Source organism: Roseateles sp. GW821-FHT09H11, assembly GCF_059415845.1.
Map to the genome: position 1 here is coordinate 1358188 of NZ_JBWKOA010000001.1, position 21570 is coordinate 1379757.

The 21570-nt window shown below is 66.9% G+C and carries 26 protein-coding genes; 12 read left to right on the forward strand and 14 right to left on the reverse strand.

Annotated elements, in window-relative coordinates; all coding sequences use genetic code 11:
- Positions 1-4 precede the first annotated feature (4 nt).
- The 5 genes from AC07PR_RS05665 to AC07PR_RS05685 form a co-directional block, all read right to left on the reverse strand.
- Entirely contained in the window at positions 5-661 is a 657-nt protein-coding gene (locus tag AC07PR_RS05665) for a helix-turn-helix domain-containing protein (protein WP_495134662.1), read from the reverse strand.
- Positions 658-1119, reverse strand: coding sequence for a hypothetical protein (locus tag AC07PR_RS05670; protein ID WP_495134663.1), 462 nt, complete (start codon positions 1117-1119; stop codon positions 658-660). The genes AC07PR_RS05665 and AC07PR_RS05670 overlap by 4 nt, the downstream gene beginning before the upstream one ends.
- Positions 1116-1343, reverse strand: a complete 228-nt coding sequence (locus AC07PR_RS05675; RefSeq protein WP_495134664.1) for a helix-turn-helix transcriptional regulator — start codon at positions 1341-1343, stop codon at positions 1116-1118. Before AC07PR_RS05675 ends, AC07PR_RS05670 begins: the two co-directional genes overlap by 4 nt.
- A 164-nt stretch (positions 1344-1507) precedes the next feature.
- Positions 1508-1876 (reverse strand): hypothetical protein, encoded by a 369-nt coding sequence (locus AC07PR_RS05680; RefSeq protein ID WP_495134665.1) that lies wholly within the window; start codon positions 1874-1876, stop codon positions 1508-1510.
- Complete coding sequence (locus AC07PR_RS05685; protein WP_495134666.1) at positions 1876-2523, reverse strand: hypothetical protein; 648 nt, start codon at positions 2521-2523, stop codon at positions 1876-1878. Before AC07PR_RS05685 ends, AC07PR_RS05680 begins: the two co-directional genes overlap by 1 nt.
- Before the next feature lie 313 nt (positions 2524-2836).
- On the opposite strand from AC07PR_RS05685, the gene AC07PR_RS05690 reads away from it, so the two are divergent.
- The 4 genes from AC07PR_RS05690 to AC07PR_RS05705 all read left to right on the forward strand — a co-directional run bounded on the left by AC07PR_RS05690 (position 2837) and on the right by AC07PR_RS05705 (position 5322).
- Positions 2837-3058: a helix-turn-helix transcriptional regulator gene (locus tag AC07PR_RS05690; protein ID WP_495134667.1), complete on the forward strand. Its 222-nt coding sequence runs from the start codon at positions 2837-2839 to the stop codon at positions 3056-3058.
- A 9-nt stretch (positions 3059-3067) separates the two neighbouring features.
- Positions 3068-3298, forward strand: a complete 231-nt coding sequence (locus AC07PR_RS05695; protein WP_495134668.1) for a helix-turn-helix transcriptional regulator — start codon at positions 3068-3070, stop codon at positions 3296-3298.
- A gap of 729 nt (positions 3299-4027) precedes the next feature.
- Positions 4028-4573, forward strand: a complete 546-nt coding sequence (locus AC07PR_RS05700) for a hypothetical protein (RefSeq protein ID WP_495134669.1) — start codon at positions 4028-4030, stop codon at positions 4571-4573.
- 221 nt (positions 4574-4794) lie between these two features.
- Complete coding sequence (locus AC07PR_RS05705) at positions 4795-5322, forward strand: phospholipase D family nuclease (RefSeq protein ID WP_495134670.1); 528 nt, start codon at positions 4795-4797, stop codon at positions 5320-5322.
- Between the two features lie 84 nt (positions 5323-5406).
- Here the strand turns inward: AC07PR_RS05705 and AC07PR_RS05710 are convergent, their stop codons facing one another.
- Entirely contained in the window at positions 5407-5691 is a 285-nt protein-coding gene (locus AC07PR_RS05710; RefSeq protein WP_495134671.1) for a hypothetical protein, read from the reverse strand.
- A 111-nt stretch (positions 5692-5802) separates the two neighbouring features.
- On the opposite strand from AC07PR_RS05710, the gene AC07PR_RS05715 reads away from it, so the two are divergent.
- The 3 genes from AC07PR_RS05715 (at position 5803) to AC07PR_RS05725 (ending at position 8764) form a co-directional block, all read left to right on the forward strand.
- The gene (locus AC07PR_RS05715; RefSeq protein WP_495134672.1) at positions 5803-6681 is read left to right on the forward strand and encodes a metallophosphoesterase; all 879 of its coding nucleotides are present in this window, start codon (positions 5803-5805) and stop codon (positions 6679-6681) included.
- Positions 6682-6725: 44 nt separating this feature from the next.
- Positions 6726-7754, forward strand: coding sequence for a hypothetical protein (locus AC07PR_RS05720; protein WP_495134673.1), 1029 nt, complete (start codon positions 6726-6728; stop codon positions 7752-7754).
- Positions 7755-7831: 77 nt separating this feature from the next.
- A complete protein-coding gene (locus AC07PR_RS05725; RefSeq protein WP_483105894.1) occupies positions 7832-8764 on the forward strand; it encodes an SOS response-associated peptidase family protein in 933 nt (310 codons plus the stop codon).
- Between the two features lie 5 nt (positions 8765-8769).
- Here the strand turns inward: AC07PR_RS05725 and AC07PR_RS05730 are convergent, their stop codons facing one another.
- Positions 8770-9582, reverse strand: a complete 813-nt coding sequence (locus tag AC07PR_RS05730) for a CPBP family intramembrane glutamic endopeptidase (protein WP_495134674.1) — start codon at positions 9580-9582, stop codon at positions 8770-8772.
- A gap of 137 nt (positions 9583-9719) precedes the next feature.
- On the opposite strand from AC07PR_RS05730, the gene AC07PR_RS05735 reads away from it, so the two are divergent.
- Positions 9720-11291: a polyamine aminopropyltransferase gene (locus AC07PR_RS05735; protein ID WP_495134675.1), complete on the forward strand. Its 1572-nt coding sequence runs from the start codon at positions 9720-9722 to the stop codon at positions 11289-11291.
- Complete coding sequence (locus AC07PR_RS05740; protein WP_495134676.1) at positions 11273-12925, forward strand: flavin monoamine oxidase family protein; 1653 nt, start codon at positions 11273-11275, stop codon at positions 12923-12925. The genes AC07PR_RS05735 and AC07PR_RS05740 overlap by 19 nt, the downstream gene beginning before the upstream one ends.
- On the opposite strand, the gene AC07PR_RS05745 is transcribed toward AC07PR_RS05740, so the two are convergent.
- Together AC07PR_RS05745 and AC07PR_RS05750 are read right to left on the reverse strand one after the other, a co-directional pair.
- On the reverse strand, positions 12926-13231 hold the full coding sequence (locus tag AC07PR_RS05745; protein ID WP_495134677.1) for a HigA family addiction module antitoxin: 306 nt from the start codon (positions 13229-13231) through the stop codon (positions 12926-12928).
- Between the two features lie 6 nt (positions 13232-13237).
- The gene (locus AC07PR_RS05750; protein WP_495134852.1) at positions 13238-13516 is read right to left on the reverse strand and encodes a type II toxin-antitoxin system RelE/ParE family toxin; all 279 of its coding nucleotides are present in this window, start codon (positions 13514-13516) and stop codon (positions 13238-13240) included.
- A 225-nt stretch (positions 13517-13741) separates the two neighbouring features.
- Between AC07PR_RS05750 and AC07PR_RS05755 the strand changes: the two genes are divergently transcribed.
- Positions 13742-14554 carry an acyl-CoA thioesterase gene (locus tag AC07PR_RS05755; protein ID WP_495134678.1) on the forward strand — a complete coding sequence of 271 codons (813 nt, stop codon included), beginning with the start codon at positions 13742-13744 and terminating at the stop codon, positions 14552-14554.
- Positions 14555-14648: 94 nt separating this feature from the next.
- On the opposite strand, the gene AC07PR_RS05760 is transcribed toward AC07PR_RS05755, so the two are convergent.
- Genes AC07PR_RS05760 through AC07PR_RS05780 form a run of 5 tightly spaced genes read right to left on the reverse strand, consistent with a single transcriptional unit; the run spans position 14649 to position 20167 of the window.
- A complete protein-coding gene (locus tag AC07PR_RS05760; RefSeq protein ID WP_431286041.1) occupies positions 14649-14900 on the reverse strand; it encodes a MoaD/ThiS family protein in 252 nt (83 codons plus the stop codon).
- Between the two features lie 14 nt (positions 14901-14914).
- Positions 14915-16204 (reverse strand): molybdopterin molybdotransferase MoeA, encoded by a 1290-nt coding sequence (locus AC07PR_RS05765; protein WP_495134679.1) that lies wholly within the window; start codon positions 16202-16204, stop codon positions 14915-14917.
- Positions 16197-17606 (reverse strand): threonine synthase, encoded by a 1410-nt coding sequence (thrC, locus tag AC07PR_RS05770; protein WP_495134680.1) that lies wholly within the window; start codon positions 17604-17606, stop codon positions 16197-16199. Before thrC ends, AC07PR_RS05765 begins: the two co-directional genes overlap by 8 nt.
- On the reverse strand, positions 17603-18913 hold the full coding sequence (locus AC07PR_RS05775) for a homoserine dehydrogenase (RefSeq protein WP_377155725.1): 1311 nt from the start codon (positions 18911-18913) through the stop codon (positions 17603-17605). The genes thrC and AC07PR_RS05775 overlap by 4 nt, the downstream gene beginning before the upstream one ends.
- Before the next feature lie 27 nt (positions 18914-18940).
- Entirely contained in the window at positions 18941-20167 is a 1227-nt protein-coding gene (locus AC07PR_RS05780) for a pyridoxal phosphate-dependent aminotransferase (RefSeq protein WP_431102787.1), read from the reverse strand.
- A gap of 166 nt (positions 20168-20333) precedes the next feature.
- Between AC07PR_RS05780 and AC07PR_RS05785 the strand changes: the two genes are divergently transcribed.
- Together AC07PR_RS05785 and AC07PR_RS05790 are read left to right on the forward strand one after the other, a co-directional pair.
- Positions 20334-20708: an Mth938-like domain-containing protein gene (locus AC07PR_RS05785; protein ID WP_377155726.1), complete on the forward strand. Its 375-nt coding sequence runs from the start codon at positions 20334-20336 to the stop codon at positions 20706-20708.
- Between the two features lie 183 nt (positions 20709-20891).
- Entirely contained in the window at positions 20892-21371 is a 480-nt protein-coding gene (locus AC07PR_RS05790; protein ID WP_067270239.1) for a peroxiredoxin, read from the forward strand.
- The last annotated feature ends 199 nt before the right edge of the window (positions 21372-21570 follow it).

A 21570-nucleotide genomic window follows, 5' to 3' on the forward strand; every position in this document is an offset into this window, starting at 1 on the left:
CGCATCAGATGGCCCCCTCAAACGGGTCGAACCGAGCGGGACGGGCCGAGTTGGACTGGCCTGCACGCTGGTTTCGAACCCATGTCCGCCATGTAGCCGACCAGCTGAGCTTCACGCCTTTGCTGCCAGCGGCGGCGAGCCAGTAGTCACGGAACGATTCCGCCAGGTCGATCACATTCAGATCTGGACGACGCTCCTTGCAGAACGCGATGTCTTCAGCGCTGGGGTTCCAGTCAGCTGGCAGACGTGATCCCTTCGTGGTGGCGGAGCGCTCAGCGCGAGCCTTCTTTGGTTCCTGATGGTTCAATGATGGGTCGGGTGCAAGCCTTTGCAGGGGTTTGACGCAAGCCTTTGCACCCCTCCGCGCATTACCTTGCACCCCTGCAAGGCTTTGCACCCCGGAAGCGCAGGTCACGCGATAGAGATTCGTGCCTCTCGGCCCTTCGTTCTCTCGCACTTCGAGCTCGCCGGATTGCCTTAGCGCTGCGAGGATCACCTGGGCGTTCCTGGCTTGCATGCGGCATTTCGTGGCCAGGGTGCCAACTGCCGGATAGGCATTCCCGTCGTCATCGGCAAAGTCCGCGATCGCAAGCAGCATGAGCAGGTGCGAGCCGGAGTGCTGAGAGCACTCCCAGACCTTCGACATCGTGCGAATGCTCACGCGCCCCCCTCCACCCGAGAAAGCCAGGCTTCCACCTCGGGAAGGGTTGCGAAGGCCCGCGTCAGGGAGTGCAGACTCGCGCAGTACTCGACGCCGCCGCACTCCATGTGCGACTCGACAAGCTGGATGCCGCGCAAAGCGCAGCGGGCCTGCAGCGTGGCGAAATACTTGCCGGGGGATTGGCGCGACAGGATCAGCCAGTCCTCGACGGCCGCCGCCGACTCGAAGAACAGCTTTTCCTCGCCCAGCACGGCGACGTACTGGACCTTGCCACCCTCCGAATCGAGCGCCGTCAGCGCCACCCCGCGAGAAAGGGCGTAGACACGGAGTCGCTCCCAGTCGGCACGCCGGCGCTCGGCGATCTCCTCGTCTGTCGGCGGCACCGCGACGTGGTAGCCGGGCTGGAAGCCGCCGGCCGCGTACAGGTTCTCGCGCTGGTCGTACACGTCGGCGCTCATGCAGCCGCCTTGGCGCTCAGCGCCGCCCGTTCGATCCAGGCCTGAACGTCCGCGACGCGCCAGCGCGTGCAGCGCTGCCCGAGGCGGATCGGTTGTGGGAACTGCCCTTTGCTCACCCGGTCGTAAATTGCGCTGCGGCCAAGTCCGACGGCAATTCCCACCGTCTTGACGTTGATGAGCTGGTCCTGGGTCAGGCTGTTTGGTAGCGGTGCGTTCGTGGTCATTGCGGTAGCTCCTGGTCTAGGTGCGTTCGCAGTCTTCCGAAATGGACGGCGAACGTTTTTCCCAGTTCGAAGTCTTCCGGCGTTGTCCAGGAACGTTTTCCGCTAGTGGTCGCTAACGAGGAAAGGCCCGCGCTTGGCGGGCCTTTGAATCGACAGTCGACCGATCAGCTCGCGCCAGGCGGCGGCCAGTCAGGCAGTTGCTGCAGGCGCGGCGCGTCGGAATGCTCGCGGCGGCAGACGCGGTGGCCGCGCTGAAACTCGCAGAGCGGCAGGGCTTCGCGCGTTCGGCCAGTGACCGCCGCCCAGAGGGTGACGATCGCGTCGCCGCGGGGATAGTTTGGCTGCCCGCCCTGGCCGTAGTGCCGCAGCAGCCGCGGGCTGATGCCCATCTCGGCCAGGCGCCACGCGAGTTCCTGGGGCGCGAGCGCAGTCTCGATGGCGGCGATGATCTGCGCCCAGTCGGGAGCAAGGACTCTGTGCGCACGATGCCCGCGCTCTGCGGTCGGCACGTCCTCCGGGAGCGTGCGCTCCATCATGACCTCAGTGCGGACTGGTCAGCGCCGACGAGCCGCAGGTGTGAAGGCCGGCACGCGAGATCGGTGAGCTCCCCCGCTCGCGTGAAGTACTGCTTTCCCGTGAGGACCTCTTGCACCACATAGCCCGGTCTGACGTCGTGTCTTTTTCCGTCTTGGTCAACGAACATGCCTTCGGAATCTTCAACGGAGTAGGTGTCGATCGGCTTGATGATCACGACTTCAACACCGTACTCATCGGCATCCCGGAAGTGCAGCGCCCGTGCCCCGACCATCAGGGCCGATGAAGCATCGACTTGGCGTTGGATCACTTCGTAGACGCCGCATGTCTCCCACAGGCCGCGCCGGGCTGCTACCTTAATACCGTAGCGCAGCTTCTCGGCGAGCGATCCGAAGGCTTTGGGCAGCCCGCGTGGCAGGTCGCCGGACCTGGCAAGCATCGACTCCGCATCGGCCAGGATCTCCCGTGCCACGTCCAGCGACACGGTAAAGCCGGCCGCGGCTGCTGAGACCTTCCAATGAGCCTGCCTCAGGCGGAACTCCGGGAAGGCCCCTCGCGTTGCATAGTTGCCCTCGACGGACGCCGTGATCACGACATTGACGGATGAGTCGTCACGCCCTTGCTGCTGTACAGTTGAAGCACCCATTTCGATCTCCTTTCGATCGGTTGTGGTCAGGGCTCGTCATCGGCTGCAACCGGTGCCGGGCCCGTTCTATCTCTGAGCTGCAGAGACGTCAGTTCACCCGCCCTGGGTGGGTTCCTTCGCACGGTCGACCGCCTTCTCTAGCCACCCTCGGCCAAGGCGCTTCAATTTCTCCCACCGCGCATCATTGAGGCTGACGGTGCGGGGTTTTGCCCGTTCCTCGTCAGGGAGCTTAGGCCTGCCGCGGCCTCTCTTCTGTTCTGTTTCCATGGAATAAATATATGGTGTTTATTCAGTGGAATCAATGATTTTTCGCATGATGTTTAATCAGGAGAAACCCGACATGGCAGGCCAGCTCATCGACCGCAAGACCATCGCGGCTCGCCTCAGCGTATCGGTGGACACCCTTCGCCGCTCCATCGAGCCGCGCACAGACTTTCCCAAGCCGGCGCTGCGCATGAGCCAGAAGACTGTGCGGTGGGACGAGGCCGAGATCGAGAAGTGGCTCCGCTCGCAGCGGGCCGCGGCTCAACGATAGAGGTGCGCCATGCCCGTGCACCAACCGCCAAGCCTGCTGGAGACGCCCCAGGCGCTGCTAACGCTGGCCACGGTGAAGCAGCTGACCGGCTTCAGCAAGACCACGATCTACCGGCGCATGGAGGACGATGAGCACCCTTTCCCGCGGCCCAAGCGGCTCAGCAAGAGCTGCGTCAGGTGGCCGGCCGGCGCGGTCAAGCAGTGGCTGCAGGAGGTGATCGACGGGCCACCGTCATCGTGACGCGCCCTCCGACGTCTGGCACTTAGGTTGACTTAGGGGAAGAGATAGGGGAACAGCGCACCACCAGCGTTGCGCGGAACCAGCATTCATGCGGCCTAGCGGGCGATCTGCGGAGCCCTCCGGGCAGGCCATGCAGATCAAGCACTTGTGGCTCGAGACGTCAGCCGCCGAAGCCGCGAAGTTGGACAGCGTCCAACTCACCGTCCTGTCAGCGCGGCTGCACAGCCCGCACCGCACTGTTCGGCCAGTTCGCAGGGCTTGCTTTTGCAGCCCCCGACCGAGTCTTCAGTGGCCGGCGTCCAAGGCGGACAGTTGGCGCAGGCGGGTTCGCATGTCCAGCCAATCGTTCGCTCCTCACGGCCGGACTCACGGGAGGACCGCCGATATCATTTTCGAATGCAAAGCCGCCCCATCAACAACCCACCTGGCAGCGTCAACCCCGCGTTGTCTTCGGCCCCCGCCACAGCCGCAGATGCGCCCGCTCGAACTTCTGGCGAGAGTGTTCGATCCACCGGCAATCCCCATGGCCTGCCGACACGGGTCTCACCACGATCAAGCCCGACCGGAAGTCGCGTCAGCCTCCCATCGTCGTCCAGGGCACCAGACACAGGTGCCAGCGCTACGCCGAACCTGCGACAGTCTGCGAATTTTTTCGAGGGGATCGCGGAGAAGCCGAGCCAGGGGACGTCATTTGCAGCGGCCGCCCAAGGTGGTAACGCAGAGTCGCTGATGTTTGTCGCGCGGAACGTCAATCCGAATTACTACACTGGGGCGATTTCCAATGGGATTGGTGCATTGATGGGCGGTCCAAAGGCATTGAGGCAAAACTGCGTGTATTGCTCGAAGGCCGTTGATCAAAACCTCGAGGCACTCGCGTCTGGAACGCCAGCGAAATTCTGGGTGGCCACCGACACGTCTGCAGCCAACCTGCCGCACGAGAACAACGATCCCAAGGCCGTCAAAGCGCAAGTCAGCATTGAAGAGATGATCAAGGCGGAAATCGAGCCGGGTCGGCGCGGCATCATCAGCGTGCCGCAGCGCAAGGCAAAGGACAATCACGCGATGAATGTGGTGCGCGCGGATAGTGGGGCGATCCATGTGATCGACGGCCAGAATGGCAGGCTCTACGACCTGTCCAATCAGCTTGATCAGCAAGACTTCAACACCACCTTCGGCCACAACGGCGGTCCATGCATGGCACGGTTCTTCGACACAGGGGAAGCGCCCAAAGCGCCCACCCAGCAATCGTTGACCGAGGGTTGGGTGAGGGTTTGAGCGATCTGCTGTCGCAATGCTTCTCCCCAATTGACTCCCAACTGTTTCAGGCAAGCGGTGGGACCGCGCCCGCCGCGCGACGTGTTTTCGCCGCTGCCCACCCGACAGTTCTTGCATTGCCTCGTCGCCGGTCGAGCTGCTGCCATCAGCGCGGCGCTGTCGCCATCTGAAGCAACGGGGGACCTCCCTTGACATCGATTCGATGCCTCGCGCTCGCAGCCTTGCTGAGCGTTTCCTTTGCCGCTCATGCCGAACCCGAGATCCAGGTCGGCTTCTCGCCCGAGGGTTCGGCGCGACAGCTCGTGCTGGAGACCATCAGCGGCGCAAAGGAGCGCATCCAGATCCTGGCCTATGCCTTCCAGGCGCCCGACATCATGCAGGCGCTGGTCGATGCCAGACAGCGCGGCGTTCAGGTGCAGGTGGTCGTGGACAGGAAGCGCAACCAGAACAAGCCGAGCAAGAAGGCCATGGACTTCGTGACCAGCCACGGCGTGGAGCTGCGCACCAACGACCATTTCCACATCCACCACGACAAGACGATCATCGTGGACGGCCACACGGTGGAGACGGGCTCGTTCAACTTCGCGCCGTCGGCGGAAACGCTCAACTCGGAGAACGTCGTGGTGATCCGCAACGCGCCCGAGATCGTCCGCCAGTACCTGGCGCACTGGCAGTCGCGCTGGGACCTCGGCAAGCCCTACGTCTCGCAGACCTTCCCCGACAAATCGCCTTCGCCGCCCGTGCCCTGATCGATTGCACCGGGCCCGGCCGCCCTGCCCGTCAGATCGGGCGAGGGCCATGAACCGACGCGATCGCTGTCGCCGTCCCGACGATCAATCATCGGCATCCGGCAGGCTGGGCAACTCCAGGTTCTCGTGCGCATTGAGCCATTCGCCTTCGGCAACGGCTTGCGCGCGATCCGCATCGCCCAATCGCCTCGCAGCCAGGAGCGCGATCAGCGCGGAGAAGCTGCCGATCGTGTAGCAGCCGAATCGCTCCAGGCCGGTGGCATGCATCGGGAACAGGTCCACGAGGCACAGCACCAACACGAAGGCAGCCGCGGCGAACACGCGCTTCCAACGTCGTTCGAGTCGTTCCAGTTCCTGCAGGGTCCTCATGCGCGGCAGCTCCTGATTCGGGCCGGATCATAGGCCACTGGAAGATCAGCCGATACTGCCTCGTCCCGATTCGATCCACGCCCTTTCCCGACACCTTTCCCGACGCCTCCGATGTTGCTGTCCGCGCTCCGAAAGTTCTTCAGATCCGTGCTCTACCTGCTGCTCACCTTCGCCTTGCTGGCGGTCTGGGGCCTGCTGATCGAGCCCCGCTGGGTGGCCCGGCGCGACATCCCCGTGGAGGTGCCCGGCTGGCGCGGACCGCCGGGACTCAAAGTCGTGGTCGCCTCCGACTGGCACATCGCGCACGAGTTCAAGCGCGTCATGACCATCGCTCGCGCCAACGCCATCGTCGACGAGATCAACGCCGCCAGACCCGACGTCGTGCTGCTGCCCGGCGACTTCATCTACGGCCGCGGCGAGGACGGCACGACGCCGGAAGACGTGGCCGCCGTGCTGGGCCGGCTGCGCGCCACGCGCGGCGTCTACGCGGTGCTCGGCAACCACGACTGGTGGACCGACGGCCCGAGGTTCAGTCGCGCGCTGGGCGCGGCCGGCATCCAGGTGCTGCTCAACGAGGCGGTGCCCTTGCCCGGCACTGACCTGTGGGTACTGGGCATCGGGGACAGGACGTCGATGCAGAGCGACCCGGTCCGCGCGGCGCGCCAACTCCCCGCCGGCGCCCAGGCGCTGACGCTGATGCATGACCCCGCCAGCGCGCTCGCACTGCCGCCGGTGCCAGGTCTTGCCGTGGCCGCGCACACGCATGGGGGTCAGGTCTGGATCCCCTTCTACGGCTCCGCCGTCGCGCCGCACGGCTGGCCGAAGGACAAGACCCACGGGTGGGTGGAGGTCGGCGGTCGGCCGGTCTACATCACCAGCGGCCTGGGCGTCAGCATCTATCCGGTCCGCATCAACATGCGGCCGGAGTGGGTGATGTTCAGCGTGAGCGATGTGGCGAGTGGCGCCCGACCGAAGAGAATGGTCCGATGACGACGTCCCCACGCTCCGTGCCAGTCATGGCATCGCTCGCGGTGTTGCCGCTGGCGCTGATGGTGTCCACCCCGGTCCAGGCCGCCTGCGCCGAGACAGCCTGGGCTGGCCGCATCGGCACCGTGCCGGTGTCGCTGGTGTTCGGACGCCATGACGGCAGCGATGCCAGGACGCCGGTCGCGCGCTATCACTACAACCTGTCCCTGGAAGACCTCTACCTGCGCGCCGACGAAGGCGCCCCCACGCGTTGGACGGAAACCGATGTGTCGGGCCGCCGCACGGGCACCCTTCAGATGGAGTGCCAGGGGGATCGGCTCACGGGCACCTGGCGCTCGACGGATGGGCGCAGGGCCTTGCCGCTGCTGGCAAAGAAGCTGGCCGGTACGGACCAGTACGACGGGGGACGCACGCTCCAGCTGAAGCCTGATCGCGAGACCTCGAAGTACTTCGAGGACCGCATCTACGACGAAGTCGCGTACTCCGGTGTCTCCAGCGTGTCGGCGGTGTCACTGTGGGGCGACGGCGTCGGCATCGGGCGCATCAATGAACTGCTCTGGCATGAGGCCAAGCTCGCCATGTCGGAGGCCCTCGATTGCGACGGTGAGGGCCGCATGGTCCGCGGCCCGAAGCACGACCATGAATACAGCTGGCGACAGGCCGTCGCGGCCTGGAACGAACGGTATGCGGTGATCACGACCGCGTCCGGCGGCTACTGCGGCGGCGCGCATCCGTATTACGCGGATCGCGCCGCCGTGTTCGACCTGCGCTCGGCCGACGAGATCGATCCCAATGCCTGGCTCATGGCTGTTTATCGCCGGGGCGTCGATCTCAAGTCCCCCTTGGGGAGGATTCTCGTGGGGCGTTATCTGTCCCAGGAAGACGGCGAGACCGAATGCCTCGACAGGATCGACGCCGGCGGCTCCGTTTACCCAGTCCGCACGGGCATGGTCTTCAAGCTGAGCGCGATCGCCTATGTCCATACGCCATGCACCCGCGACGTGACGGTGCCGTGGGAGCAGTTGACGCCGTTCCTGAGTCCGGACGGGATGGCGGCGTCCAAGGCGTTCCGCTGAGCACGCAGGCGTTGGACGCGACCTAGCCCCCGAGTGAGGGACTCGACCCTCGACACCCCGGCGCTAGCATCGCCGCCATGTGCTACAGCGCCCGCATCCGCCAGGAATGGAAGACCTTCTGCGCCCGCCTGGGCGTGAAGATCTCGCTGGCCGATTACATCGAACTCTTCTGGGAACGCGCCGACGGCCGCAAGCTGCCGCTGCCCAAGACGATGGAGGCGATGTTCGCCGACCCGCGCACGGACGAAGAGCAGCGCGCCTGGGACGCCGTCGTCCGCTACCGCGAATCACGGACCGGGGAGATCGAGCAGGAACTCTTCGAGCTGCGCCGCCGTGTCGCCGACGCCGAACGCAAGCTCGCCGCGAAAGCGACCAGGACCGCCGAGGACAGCCGGCGCATCGCCCTGAACAAGATCGACCAGCGCCTGCGCTGGCTCGGCGACCTGCGCCGCGATCTGCCGACCGAGGAACAGGACTCGCGCATCTACCCCGGCTGGTACGTGCCCGTCCTGGTCATGGAGAACGGCCAGCGCGTGCTCAAGCCGATGCGCTACCAGTGCCGCCCCGCCGGCAAGCCCGCGTTCTTCGACACCAGGTTCCCAGGCACGTACAACGCGCGCCGCGACGGCCTCGCCGGCTTCTGGAAGGGCCAGTTCGGCGTGAGCCACGGCGTGATGGTCGCGGACGCGTTCTTCGAGATCGTCGAGCGCGACGGCCGCAAGGTGGTGCTCGAGTTCCGACCGCAAGGCCACGGGGACATGCTGGTGGCCTGCCTGTGGTCACGTTGGGAATCGCCGGACGCGCCCGGCGAGCCGCCGCTCCTGTCCTTCGCCGCGATCACCGACGACCCGCCGCCCGAGATCGCGGCCACGGGACACGACCGCTGCGTGATCCCGATCAAGGAGGCCCACCTCGACGCGTGGCTGAACCCGCAAGGCGATGTGGCGGCCATGCAGCGCCTGCTCGACGACCGCGAGCGACCGTTCTACGAGCACCGGCTCGCGGCCTGATCAGCTCATCGCCGCCACAGACCGAGCAGCTTGTGCAGCGCCAGCGCGCCGATCACTGCGGCGATCAGGGCTGTCAGCCACAACAGCGAGCCCGCCGAGGCGCCTGACGCGATCGCCGACCCGGCGTCCGACGTCCCCTCGCCAGGATCGCTCAACAGGAAACCCGTCGTGTTGAACGCCGCATGCAGCGCGATGCAGGGCATCAGCGAGCGGCCCCGCTCGTACAGCAGGCCGAGCAGCAGCCCCAGCAGGAAGGCCAGGCAGAACTGGTAGATGTTCAGGTGCGCGACGCCGAAGTACAGCGCGGAATAGCCGATCGCCAGACCTCTTGGATAGCGCTGCAGGAACCCGCGCAGCAGCACGCCCCGGAAGAGCATCTCCTCCACGACCGGCGCCACCACGCAGACCATGAGCGCCATCGACAGCGAGGGCTGATGGAGCTCGGTGAACGCCCGCGCCTCGTAGTCCGAGAGCGGCAGCACGGCCTGCAGGCCGGTGAAGAGCACCGAGTTCAGCAGCAGGAGCAGCGGGGTGAGCAGCAGCACCGCGGGCACGACCAGGACGAGCGTCGGCAGCAGCGACGACAGGTCGGGATGGACGACCTCCCGGTAACCGACGCCCTGCATCTGCATCGCCACGGCGATGACGATGCCGTCGGCCAGCACCGTGACGAGCACGGTCATCTGCTCGAGGCTCAGTCCCAAGGTCTCGCGGAAGTCGTAAAGCGCCGCGCCCACCAGTTGCTGGAGCACCAGCGTGGTCAGCAGGAGCAGGCCCGCCTGCAGGGCGGAAGGAAAGGGCGACTTGTTGTCCGGCATGGGATCCGGACTGTAGGGCCCGTTTGTTGCTGATCGGTATCGGGATCGAAGGGGATTTCCCCCAGTGGGGGGAGGCGCGCCCGAGGCCGCGCGCCAAGGCTGAAACCACCCTCGCGCGCGTGATAGCCTCGCGCCCCATGTCTCAAGAGCCCACCGTCGACGACGCCCACGCGCGCGCCTCGCTGCCCGAGGTGCTGCTGCTCGCCAGCGTCTTCGTCATCGCCGCCTGCGGGCTGGTCTACGAACTCGCGGCCGGCGCGCTCGCGAGCTACCTGCTCGGCGACTCCGTCCTGCAGTTCTCGACCATCATCGGCGCCTACCTCTTCGCGATGGGCGTCGGGTCCTGGCTGTCGCGCTACATCGACCGCCAGCTGGTTGCGCACTTCCTGCGGCTGGAGCTGCTCGTCGGCGTCATCGGCGGGCTGATGCCCGCGGCGCTCTTCACCGCGCACAGCCTGCTGCCGCCGTCGCAGGTCGCCGCCTTCCGCGTGCTGCTGTACGGGCTGGTGCTGCTCGTGGGCATGCTGGTGGGCCTGGAGATCCCGCTGGTGATGCGCATCCTCAAGCGTCACTTCCGGCAGCGTTACGCGCTCAAGGAACTGGTGTCACAGGTGCTGACCTTCGACTACCTCGGCGCGCTGCTGGTCGCCGTGGCCTTTCCGCTGCTGCTGGTGCCCCACCTCGGGCTGGTGCGCACGGGGCTGTTCTTCGGGCTGCTGAACGTCGCGGTCGCGGTGTGGGCGCTGTGGCTGTTCCGCGCGGAGCTGCGCGGCTGGCGCTCGCACGCGCTGACCTGCGCGGTGGCGATCGGCCTGCTCGCCGCGGCGATGGCGGGCGCCGACCGGCTCAGCACCTGGGCCGAGGACCGCTTCTACGGCGAGCAGATCGTGTTCAAGGAAAGCAGCAGCTACCAGCGCATCGTCGTCACGCAGGGCGCGGCGGGCACGCGGCTGTTCCTGAACGGCAACCTGCAGTTCCACTCGCGCGACGAGTACCGCTATCACGAGGCCCTCGTGCACCCCGCGATGGCCGCGCAGGGCGCGCCACGCAAGGTGCTGGTGCTGGGCGGCGGCGACGGCATGGCGGTGCGCGAGATCCTGCGCTATCCGTCCGTCGAGCAGGTCACGCTGGTCGAGCTCGACCCGCACATGACGACGCTGTTCTCGACGATGCCGCTGCTCAAGGACCTGAACAAGGACGCGCTGCTGAGCCCGAAGCTGCACATCGTCAACGCGGACGCCTTCAGCTGGCTGGAGACGACCGACGAGATCTTCGACGTCATCGTCATCGACTTCCCCGATCCGAGCAATTTCGCGCTCGGCAAGCTGTACACGGCCAGCCTCTACAAGATGGTCGACCAGCATCTGAGCGCGTCGGGGTACGCGGTGATCCAGTCGACCTCGCCGCTGGTGGCGCCGCGCGCGTTCTGGACCGTCGTCAACACGGTGGAGTCGGTCGGCCTCACCGCGACGCCCTACCACGCCCACGTGCCGAGCTTCGGCGAATGGGGCTTCGTGCTGGCGAGCCGGCGTCCGTGGTCGATGCCGAGAAAGCTGCCGGACGGGCTGCGCTTCCTGAGCATCGACGGCATCCCGGCGCTGATGAGCTTCCCGCCGGACATGGCGCGGCCGGAACACCTCGAAGTGAACCGCCTGTCCAACCAGGTGCTGGTCCACGAGTTCGAGCGCGAATGGGGCAAGTTGCATTGAAGCGGCGTGACCTGCTGACGCGCACGCTGGCGGCCTCGCTGGCCACATCGCTGGTGCCGATGCTGTCGGCTTGCGGGCGCGATGCGCGGCCGCTCGCCGATCGGCTGGCCGAGCGCCTCGTAGAACTGCCCGGCGGCTGGACCGGCGCGAACTGGGAGCGCGGCCATCGGCTGCGCGGCGCCCTGCCCGCCTGGTCGGCGGCCACCGGCGCGCCCCAGCGCGCGCAGGTGCTGGTGCTCGGCGCGGGGATCGCGGGACTGGCCTGCGCGCGCCGTCTGCGGCTGCAAGGCGTCGATGTCGCGCTGCTCGATCTGGAGGATTCCCCCGGGGGCAACAGCCGTGGGCATCGCATCGGCGCAGGCCCGGCGCTCGGCGAAGGGCTGCGCTGCCCGCTCGGCGCGCACTACCTGCCCACGCCGGGGCCGGAGGCCGTCGAGGTGCGCGCGCTGCTGGAGGACCTCGGCCTCGCCCGCCAGGAACATGGCCGCACCGTCTACGAGGAACGCTGGCTCTGCCACAGCCCGCAGGAGCGGCTCTGGTGGCACGACCAATGGGTCGACGGGCTGCTGCCGCCGGCCGAGTCGCCGGAGGTGCAGGCGCAGTACCGCCGCTTCGGCGAGCTGGTCGACCGGGCGCGGCATGAGGTCGGCTTCGCCATGCCGAGCACCCATCGCGCATGGACGCCGGCGCACCAGGCGCTCGACGCGAAGACCTTCGCCGCGTGGCTCGACGAGCACCAACTGACCGCCGCGCCGCTGCGCTGGTACCTCGACTACTGCTGCCGCGACGACTACGGCGCCGATGCGACGCAGGTGTCCGCGTGGGCGGGGCTGCACTACTTCGGCAGCCGCCACGGCTTCATGAGCGGCGAGGAACGCGAGGCCGTGCTGACCTGGCCGCAAGGCAATGGCTGGTTGTCCGAGCGCCTGGCCGCGCCGCTGGCGGAGACCTTCCACGGCGGACGCACGGCGCTGCGCGTGCGCGAGGAGCGCCATGGCGTGCAGGTGCTCGTCTGGAACGACAAGGACCAGGTGGCGGAGCAGTGGGAAGCCGATCAGGTCGTGATGGCGATGCCGCTGTTCATCGCGGCGCGGCTGCCGGAGCAGCCTCCGCCAGCGCTGATCGAGGCCGCAAAGGGCATGCGCTACGCGCCGTGGCTGGTGACGAACCTGCTGCTCGACGCACCGCCGCTGGAGCGGCTCGGCGCGCCGATGTCCTGGGACAACGTCGCCTACGGCGGCGAGGCCCTGGGCTACGTCAACGCGAACCAGCAGGACCTTGATCCGAGCCGTGGTCCGATGGTGCTGACCGCCTACCGCTCGCTGCGCGAGTCACAGCGCAAGGACCTGCTGCAGGACGACTGGCGCGCCTGGGCGGCGCGCGTGCTCGCGGACATGGCGCCGATGCACCCGGACCTGCCGGAGCGGCTGCAGCGCATCGAGTTGATGCGCTACGGACACGCGATGAGCATTCCGCATCCGGGGCTGCGCGGGTCACAGGCGCTGACCGCGCTGCGCGAGCGCCCGCAAGGGCGGCTTCATTTCGCGCATGCGGATCTGGCGGGGTACTCGGTATTCGAGGAGGCGTTCACGCAAGGTGAGGTGGTGGCGGCGCGCATCCTCCACGCGCCCTGATCAGGCGAGATTTGCCTGATAAACGCGGACTCGCGCCTCCAGCGTCGGCATCAGGTCGCGCGTCGCGACGCGAATGTCGTATTCGGCCTGCAGATTCAGCCAGAACCGCGGATCCATGCTGAAAAACAACCCGAGCCGCATCGCGGTGTCCACGGTGATCGGGCGTTGGCCGTTCACGAGATCGCTCACACGGCTCGGCGGCACGTCGATGTCAGCCGCGAGTTGACGTGCGGTCAGCTTCATCGGCTTCATGAATTCCTCGAGAAGGATCTCCCCGGGGTGGATTTCGTCTAACAGCTTGGCCATAAGGATCTAGTGGTAGTCGACGATCGCTACGTTGTGTGCGCCGTCCAGCCTCCATGTGAAGCAGATGCGCCACTGGTCGTTGATGCGAATGCTGTACTGCCCCTTCCGATCTCCGCAGAGAGCCTCAAGGCGATTGCCTGGCGGAATCTTCAGCGCACCTACGACCGTCGCGGCGTGAACCATCAAAAGCTTTCGCCTCGCCACGCGCTCGATGCGCCGAAAGCGAGGCACAACCTTGCTGGAGAACAGTGCCTCAGTGTCGGCACAGCCGAATGAACAGATCATGCCACATCGTGTTCCGCAAAACAGAATCCGCCAAGCAGAACTTCGAGTGGCATTTTCTTCTTCGTTGACTCGATGGTGCAGGCGAAGACCCAGATTCATGTCACCCTTTGAAGGAGTCTGGAATCAAGGGCCGGGTTTTCGGAGCGATCTGGTCCTTGATGTGACATCTCCCCACGTCACGAATGACCAAAATGGGCAGGCACCCCTTTCAGCCGAGCGCATGCCATGCCCCACGACCTCGACCAAGCCATCCTGCTCGCCCCTGCCGGCGACCACCGCTTCGCCGGCGCGACGAATCCGGCCTACGCCAACATGGTCGGACCATTCGGCGGCACGACCGGTGCGGCGATGCTCAACGCCGCGTTGCTGCATTCGGAGCGCATCGGCGAGCCGATCGCGCTGACGATCAACTTCTGCAGCCCGCTGGCCGACGGCGCCTTCGAGGTCGAAGCCCGACCCGCCCGCACGAACCGGTCGACCCAGCATTGGGTGCTCGAGCTCACGCAGAACGGCGAGGTGGCCGCCACCGGCAGCGCCGTCTTCGCGCAGCGTCGGGAGACCTGGTCCGCGAAGGAGGCCGAACTGCCGGCGGGCATCCCGCCCGCAGCGGAACTGAAGCCGCTGCCGAAGGTCGGTTTCCTGCCCGCCTGGGTCTCGCGCTACGACATGCGCTTCCTGCCCGGCTTCGGTCCTGGGCCGTTCGACGGCCAGGAGCAGCCGCACTCGATCAGCCGCTACTGGGTCCGCGACGAGCCCGCGCGCCCGATGGACTTCCCGTCCCTCGCCGCGATCTGCGACAGCTTCTTCCCGCGCATCTTCGTCCGCCGCCGCAAGCCCGGCGCGATCGGCACCGTCACGCTGACGACCTACTTCCATGCGGACGCCGTCATGCTCGCGCAGCAGGGCGACCGGCACGTGCTCGCGATGGCAAAGGCGCTCAATTTCCGCAACGGCTACTTCGACCAGACCGCCGAAGTCTGGAGCGACGACGGCCACATGCTGGCCAGCACGCACCAGATGGTCTATTTCAAGGAGTGAGGCGGCACTCGCCGTTGCGGCGATCAACGGCCACGTTCATCCGCCGCCTGACCTTGAACGGCGGCCGAGCCCGTCCGCCGGATCGGTCACCGATTCAACCGCCCGTGACTGGCGGGAAGAACGCCACTTCCGCGCCGTCCTCGACGGCCGTGTCCTCGGGCAGGATCTGCTGGTTCAGCGCGCAACGGATCGCGCGGCCGCGCGCCAGCGCCTCCGCGTGCGCCGCGTCGCTGGCGATCAGCGCATCGCGGATCGAGCCCAGCGTCGCGCCGGCGTGATGCGGGAAGCGTTCGTCGGTCCCCAGAGCCTCGCGCAGCGAGGCGAAGTAGCGCACGGTGATCGTCATCTCGGGTCGACTCGTCAGAACAGCTCGTTGAACGGAATGAAGCGCAAGACCTGACCCGGTGCCACCGTGCTGCCCGGCGGCAGGTCGATCAGGCCGTCGGCCCACGCCGCCGAACTCATCACGCCCGAACTCTGGTTGCCGAACAGCTGCAGCCCGCCCGCGTCGCTCAGCTTCGCGCGCAGGAACTCGCGGCGCTTGTCGGCCTTCGTCCAGGTGAACTCGGCCGGCAACGGCAAGGCGCGCGGCGTCAGCTGCGTCGCGCCCTGCATCCGCAGCAGCACCGGCCGCACGAACAACAGGAAGGTCACGAAGCTCGACACCGGATTGCCCGGCAGTCCGATGAACCAGGTGCGGCCACCAGTGCTGGTCACCTCACCGAACGCCAGCGGCTTGCCGGGCTTGATCGCGATCTGCCACAGGTCCAGGCGGCCTTCGCGCTCGAGCGCGGGCTTCAGGTGGTCCTCCTCGCCGACGGACACGCCGCCGGAGCTGAGGATCAGGTCCGCATCCTTCGACGCCTCGCGCAAGGCCGCGCGGGTCGCCTCAAGCGAGTCGGGCACGATGCCCAGGTCGCGCACCTCGCACCCCATCGCCAGCAGCAGCGCGTGCAGCGTCGTGCGGTTGGAGTTGTAGATCTGGCCGGGGCCCAGCGGCTGGCCCGGCAGCACCAGCTCGTCACCGGTCGAGAACAGCGCGACGCGGGGGCGCGCCGCCACCGTCAGCGCCGCCGCGCCGGCCGTCGCGGCCAGACCCAGCGAGGCCGCATTCAGGCGCATGCCGGCGCTGAGCACCGGTTGACCGACGCGCAGGTCTTCGCCTCGACGGCGGATGTGCAGGCCCACCGTCAGCGGCCCGTTGATACGCACCTGACCGAGACTGCCCGCCGCGCCCGTGGCATCGGCGATCGCCTCGCACTGCTCCTGCATCAGCACGGAGTCGGCGCCCTCGGGCACGGTCGCGCCGGTGAAGATCCGCGCTGCCGTGCCGGGTTGCAGCGGCTGCGGCACCGAGCCCGCCGCCACGCGCTGCGACACCGGCAATACCGCGCCCTCGCCGCCCAGCGCCGCGACGTCGGCCGCGCGCATCGCGTAGCCGTCCATGGCGCTGTTGTCGTAGGGCGGCACGTCCAGCGGCGAGACCAGGTCCTGCGCCAGCACGCGACCGCGCGCCAGCGGCGTCGTCACCGACTCGGTCCGCCCCAGCGGCGTGACCTGCGAGAGCAGGCGCTCCAGCGCCTCCTCCATCGGCATCATCGGCGCGCGCGGTGTGGCAGCGGCGCCCGGGGCGTTCTTCGCGTCAGACATGGTCGACGATGAACTGCTTGACCTGTTCCACCGAGACCGGCATCACGCTGACGCGCTTCGGACGCGTCTCGAGATCGTCGAGCGCGGCCGGGCGCGGCGGCACGATGCCGAGCGCTTCCTCGATGGTGACGGCGAACTTGGCCGGCAGCGCCGTTTCCAGCACCAGCATCGGCACGCCCGGCTCGCGCTTCGCGAGCGCGACCTTCAAGCCATCCGCCGTGTGCGTGTCGATGACGACGCCGTACTGCTGATGGCACAGACGGATCGTCGCCACGCGATCCTCATGCGTGCTGCGCCCCGAGACGAAACCGTAGCGTTCGCTGATGCGGGCGCGCTCCTCGGCGGTGATCTCGAAAAAGCCCTTCGAGGCCAGTTCCTCGCCGAACAGCCGCTTCACGCGCGAGGCGTCGCGGTCCAGCAGATCGAACACGAAACGCTCGAAGTTGCTCGCCTTGGAGATGTCCATCGACGGGCTGGAGGTCTCCAGCGTGTGCTCGGCGCCGCGCGGGCGATAGACGCCGGTGCGGAAGAACTCGTCGAGCACGTCGTTCTCGTTGGTCGCCACGACCAGGCGCTCGATCGGCAGGCCCATCCTGCGCGCCACGTGGCCCGCGCAGACATTGCCGAAATTGCCCGACGGCACGGTGAAGCTCACGCGTTCGCCGTCGGTCTTCGTCGCCTGGAAGTACGCGGCGAAGTAGTAGACGACCTGCGCCAGCAGCCGTGCCCAATTGATCGAGTTGACGGTGCCGATGCGGTGACCGCGCTTGAAGTCGAGGTCGTTGGACACCGCCTTGACGATGTCCTGGCAGTCGTCGAACACGCCTTGCACGGCGATGTTGTGGATGTTGGGGTCCTGCAGGCTGAACATCTGCGCCTGCTGGAACGGGCTCATGCGGCCGTGCGGGCTCAGCATGAAGACCTGGATGCCGGCCTTGCCGCGCATCGCGTACTCGGCGGCGCTGCCGGTGTCGCCGGAAGTCGCGCCGAGGATGTTCAGCGTCTCGCCGCGGCGCTGGAGCTCGTACTCGAACAGCTGACCGAGCAGCTGCATCGCCATGTCCTTGAACGCCAGCGTCGGGCCGTTGGACAGCGCGACCAGCGCCAGACCCGGCTCCAGCGGCTTCAGCGGCGTGATCTGCGGCGTGCCGAAGACGGCTTCGGTGTAGGTCCGGTGCGCGATCGCCTTCAGGTCGGCCGCGGGGATGTCGTCGATGTAGAGCGACAGGATCTCGAACGCCAGGTCGGCGTACGACAGGCCGCGCCAGCGGCCGAGCGTGGCGGTATCGATCTGCGGATACGCGACCGGCAGATACAGCCCGCCGTCGGGCGCCAGGCCCTCCAGCAGGATGTCGCAGAAGTGGCGCTCGGCCTTGTCGCCGCGGGTGCTGAGGTATCTCACGCCAGCTCTTCCTTGCGCAGCTTCACGATCGGCGCCAGCACGGTCTGCAGCGCCTGCATCTTCGCCAACGCCTCGCTCATGCGGCCTTCCTGCGTGTCGTGCGTCAGGATGATCAGGTCGGTCTGGCTCTCGCCTTCCGCCGACTCGCGCTGCAGCACCGCGTCGATGCTGATCTCGTGCTCGGCCAGGATGGTCGTGATGCGCGACAGCACGCCCGCCTGGTCCGCCACCCGCAGCCGCAGGTAGAACGCCGTCTGCACCTGCGCCATCGGCAGGATCGGCGTGTTGTTCATCGCGTCCGGCTGGAAGGCCAGGTGCGGCACGCGGTGGTCCGGATCGGCCGTCGCCAGACGCGTGATGTCGACCAGGTCGGCGATCACCGCCGAGGCCGTCGGCTCCGCGCCCGCGCCCTTGCCGTAGTACAGCGTCGTGCCGACCGCGTCGGCCTGCACCAGCACGGCGTTCATCGCGCCTTCGACATTGGCGATCAGCCGGCCCGACGGGATCAGCGTCGGATGCACGCGCAGCTCGATGCCGTTGTCTCTTCTGCGGGCGATGCCCAGCAGCTTGATGCGGTAGCCGAGCTGCTCCGCGTACTTGATGTCGGTCGCCTGCAGCGCCGTGATGCCCTCGACATGCGCCTGATCGAACTGCACCGGGATCCCGAACGCGATCGCGCTCATGATCGTCGCCTTGTGCGCGGCGTCCACGCCCTCGATGTCGAAGGTCGGATCGGCCTCGGCGTAACCCAGCCGCTGCGCTTCCTTCAGCACCGTCGCGAAGTCCAGCCCCTTGGAGCGCATCTCCGACAGGATGAAGTTGGTCGTGCCGTTGATGATCCCGGCGATCCACTCGATGCGATTGGCCGTCAAGCCTTCGCGCAGCGCCTTGATGATCGGGATGCCGCCCGCCACCGCCGCCTCGAAGGCGACCATCACGCCCTGCTCGCGCGCCGCGGCGAAGATCTCGCTGCCGTGCACCGCCAGCAGCGCCTTGTTGGCCGTCACCACATGCTTGCCGGCCTTGATCGCGTCCAGCACCAGCGTGCGCGCGATGCCGTAGCCGCCGATGAGCTCGACGACGATGTCGATCTCCGGGTTCGCGATCACGTCGCGCGCGTCGGCCACCACCGGGCAGGCGTCGCCGACGATGCTGCGGGCGCGCTCGACGTCCAGGTCGGCCACCATCGCGATCTCGATGCCGCGGCCGGCGCGGCCGCGGATCTCCGCCTGGTTGCGGCGCAACACCTGGAATGTGCCGCTGCCCACGGTGCCAATGCCCAGCAGGCCAACTTTGATCGGGTTCATCGTCTTGTCTTTCAGAAGGTCGGGAGGTCAGCGTGCGTGGCGTTTGCGGTATTGCGCCAGGAATCGCTCGATGCGGCCGATGGCTTCACGGAGATCGTCCGTGTTGGGCAGGAACACGAGCCGGAAATGATCGGGAGCTTTCCAGTTGAAGCCCGTCCCCTGGACGATCAGCACCTTCTCTTCGGCCAGCAGTTCGTAGGCGAACTGCTGGTCGTCCTCGATCGGATAGATCTTGGGGTCGAGGCGGGGGAACATGTACAGCGCGGCCTTGGGCTTGACGACGCTCACGCCCGGGATCTGCGTCAGCAGCTCGTACGCGAGGTCGCGCTGGTGGCACAGCCGGCCGGTCGGCGCGACCAGGTCCTTGATGCTCTGGTAGCCGCCCAGCGCCGTCTGGATCGCGAGCTGGCCCGGCGTGTTGGCGCACAGGCGCAGCGAGGCCAGCATGTTCAGGCCCTCGATGTAGTCGCGGGCATGGCGCTTCTCGCCCGACACCACCATCCAGCCGGCGCGGTAGCCGCAGCTGCGGTAGTTCTTGGACAGGCCGTTGAAGGTCACGAACAGCACGTCGTCGGCCAGGCTGGCCATGCTGGTGTGGGTGTTGCCGTCGTAGAGCGTCTTGTCGTAGATCTCGTCGGCGAAGACGATCAGCTCGTGGCGCCGCGCGATCTCGATGATGCCCAGCAGCACGTCGTCCGGGTACAGCGCGCCGGTCGGGTTGTTGGGGTTGCAGACCATGATGCCGCGGGTGCGCGGCGTGATCTTCGATTCGATGTCCTGCAGGTCCGGCAGCCAGCCGGTGCCCTCGTCGCACAGGTAGTGCACCGGGCGGCCGCCCGACAGGCCGACCACCGCCGTGTAGAGGGGGAAATCGGGCGACGGGATCAGGATCTCGTCGCCGTCGTTGACCAGCGCGTTGATCGCCATCTGGATCAGCTCGGACGCGCCGTTGCCCAGGTAGACGTCGTCCACCGACACGCCGCGGATGCCCTTCTCCTGCGTGTAGTGCACCACCGCCTTGCGCGGCGCGAACAGCCCCTTGCTGTCGGTGTAGCCGCCGGCGTCGGCCAGGTTGCGGATCATGTCCTGGACGATCTCGTCCGGCGGCGTCAGCCCGAACACCGCCGTGTTGCCGATGTTGAGCTTGATGATCTTCTGCCCCTCTTCCTCCATCTGCCGCGCCTTGTCCAGCACAGGCCCGCGGATGTCGTAACTGACGCTGGAAAGCTTGCTGGACTTGGCGACGGTTCTCAAGATGACTCCGGGCGAGGTTTCACGGGAAGCTCTGCGGAGCTTTCCGAGGGTTCCGCAAAGGGAACGCACAGGGGAAAATCAGGGCCATCGATTTAAACACAGGGTTATCGCGGGTAATCCCACGCCCGCGGGGAGACACCCTCCGTCGCTGCCAGAATCACCCTCAATGAAATTTCAACCCGACCAGCCGCTCGGCGGCAACATGATTTCGGCCCACGACCTGAACCACGTGTGGGTCAACGGCGTCGAGCAGGCCCACAGCGTGCTGGTGCCATGGCAAGGGCAGCCGGAGAACTGGGATGTCACCCGCTTCGAGGACCTCACCGAGGCGCACTTCGAGCGCATCCTGGCACTCAAGCCGGAGCTGGTGATCTTCGGCAGCGGATCGAAGCTGCGCTTCGCCAGGCCCGCGCTGTACCGGGGCCTGATCCAGGCCCGCATCGGCATGGAAACGATGGACATCGGCGCCGCATGCCGCACGTACAACGTGCTGGCCAGCGAGGGCCGCGCGGTGCTGGCGGCCCTGCTGATCGAGCCATGAGCCCGGCGTGATCGCGTCCTGAACGCCCGCCCCGGCCCCCGCGAACCCTGCCGCCGCCGCGGCTTGCCTCCCTCTCTCTGGGAGGCTGCCTACTCGTCCATGTCAGAGGGGGCGAGGAACGACCCATTCAACGTATAATCGCTGGCTATGCCCACCCGGGCACATCTCTCTGAAGAACGCCACATGACGCCAGCGCTCAACAAACCCCTCCCGGACATTGAAGCTCTTGCCACGGGAGGCGTGAAGTTCACTCCCAAGGAATTCCTGGGTCGGGTCGTGGTGCTGTACTTCTATCCGAAGGACAACACCCCGGGCTGCACGACCGAAGCGATGCAGTTCCGCGATCACCACAAGGAATTCGTCAAGGCCGGCGCCGTCGTGCTGGGAGTTTCCCGCGACAACATGGCCTCGCACGACAAGTTCAAGCAGAACCTGGAACTGCCGTTCGAACTGATCGCCGACACCGAAGAGAAACTCTGCCACATGTTCGGCGTGGTGAAGAACAAGATCATGTACGGCAAGAAGGTCAAGGGCATCGAACGCTCGACCTTCCTGATCGACGCCCAGGGCATCCTGCGCGAAGAGTGGCGCGGCCTGAAGGTCGCCGGCCACGTCGAGGAAGTCCTGAAGGCCGTCAAGGCCCTCAAGAAGGAAGCCGCCTGATCGTCTGCGCGGCCCGCGCCAGGACGTCCTGAGGGCCGCGGAACTTCGCATCGGACCATCGAATCCGATCGCCGACACCTCGGGTTTGCGCTGAGCCGCGCACGGCGGCGTCTGACAGCAACGCCGCCATGCGTCCGTCACGGGCGGACGCCGCGAGTTGTGCATAATCAGCCGCATGCCCCTGTGCCTGATCGCAGCG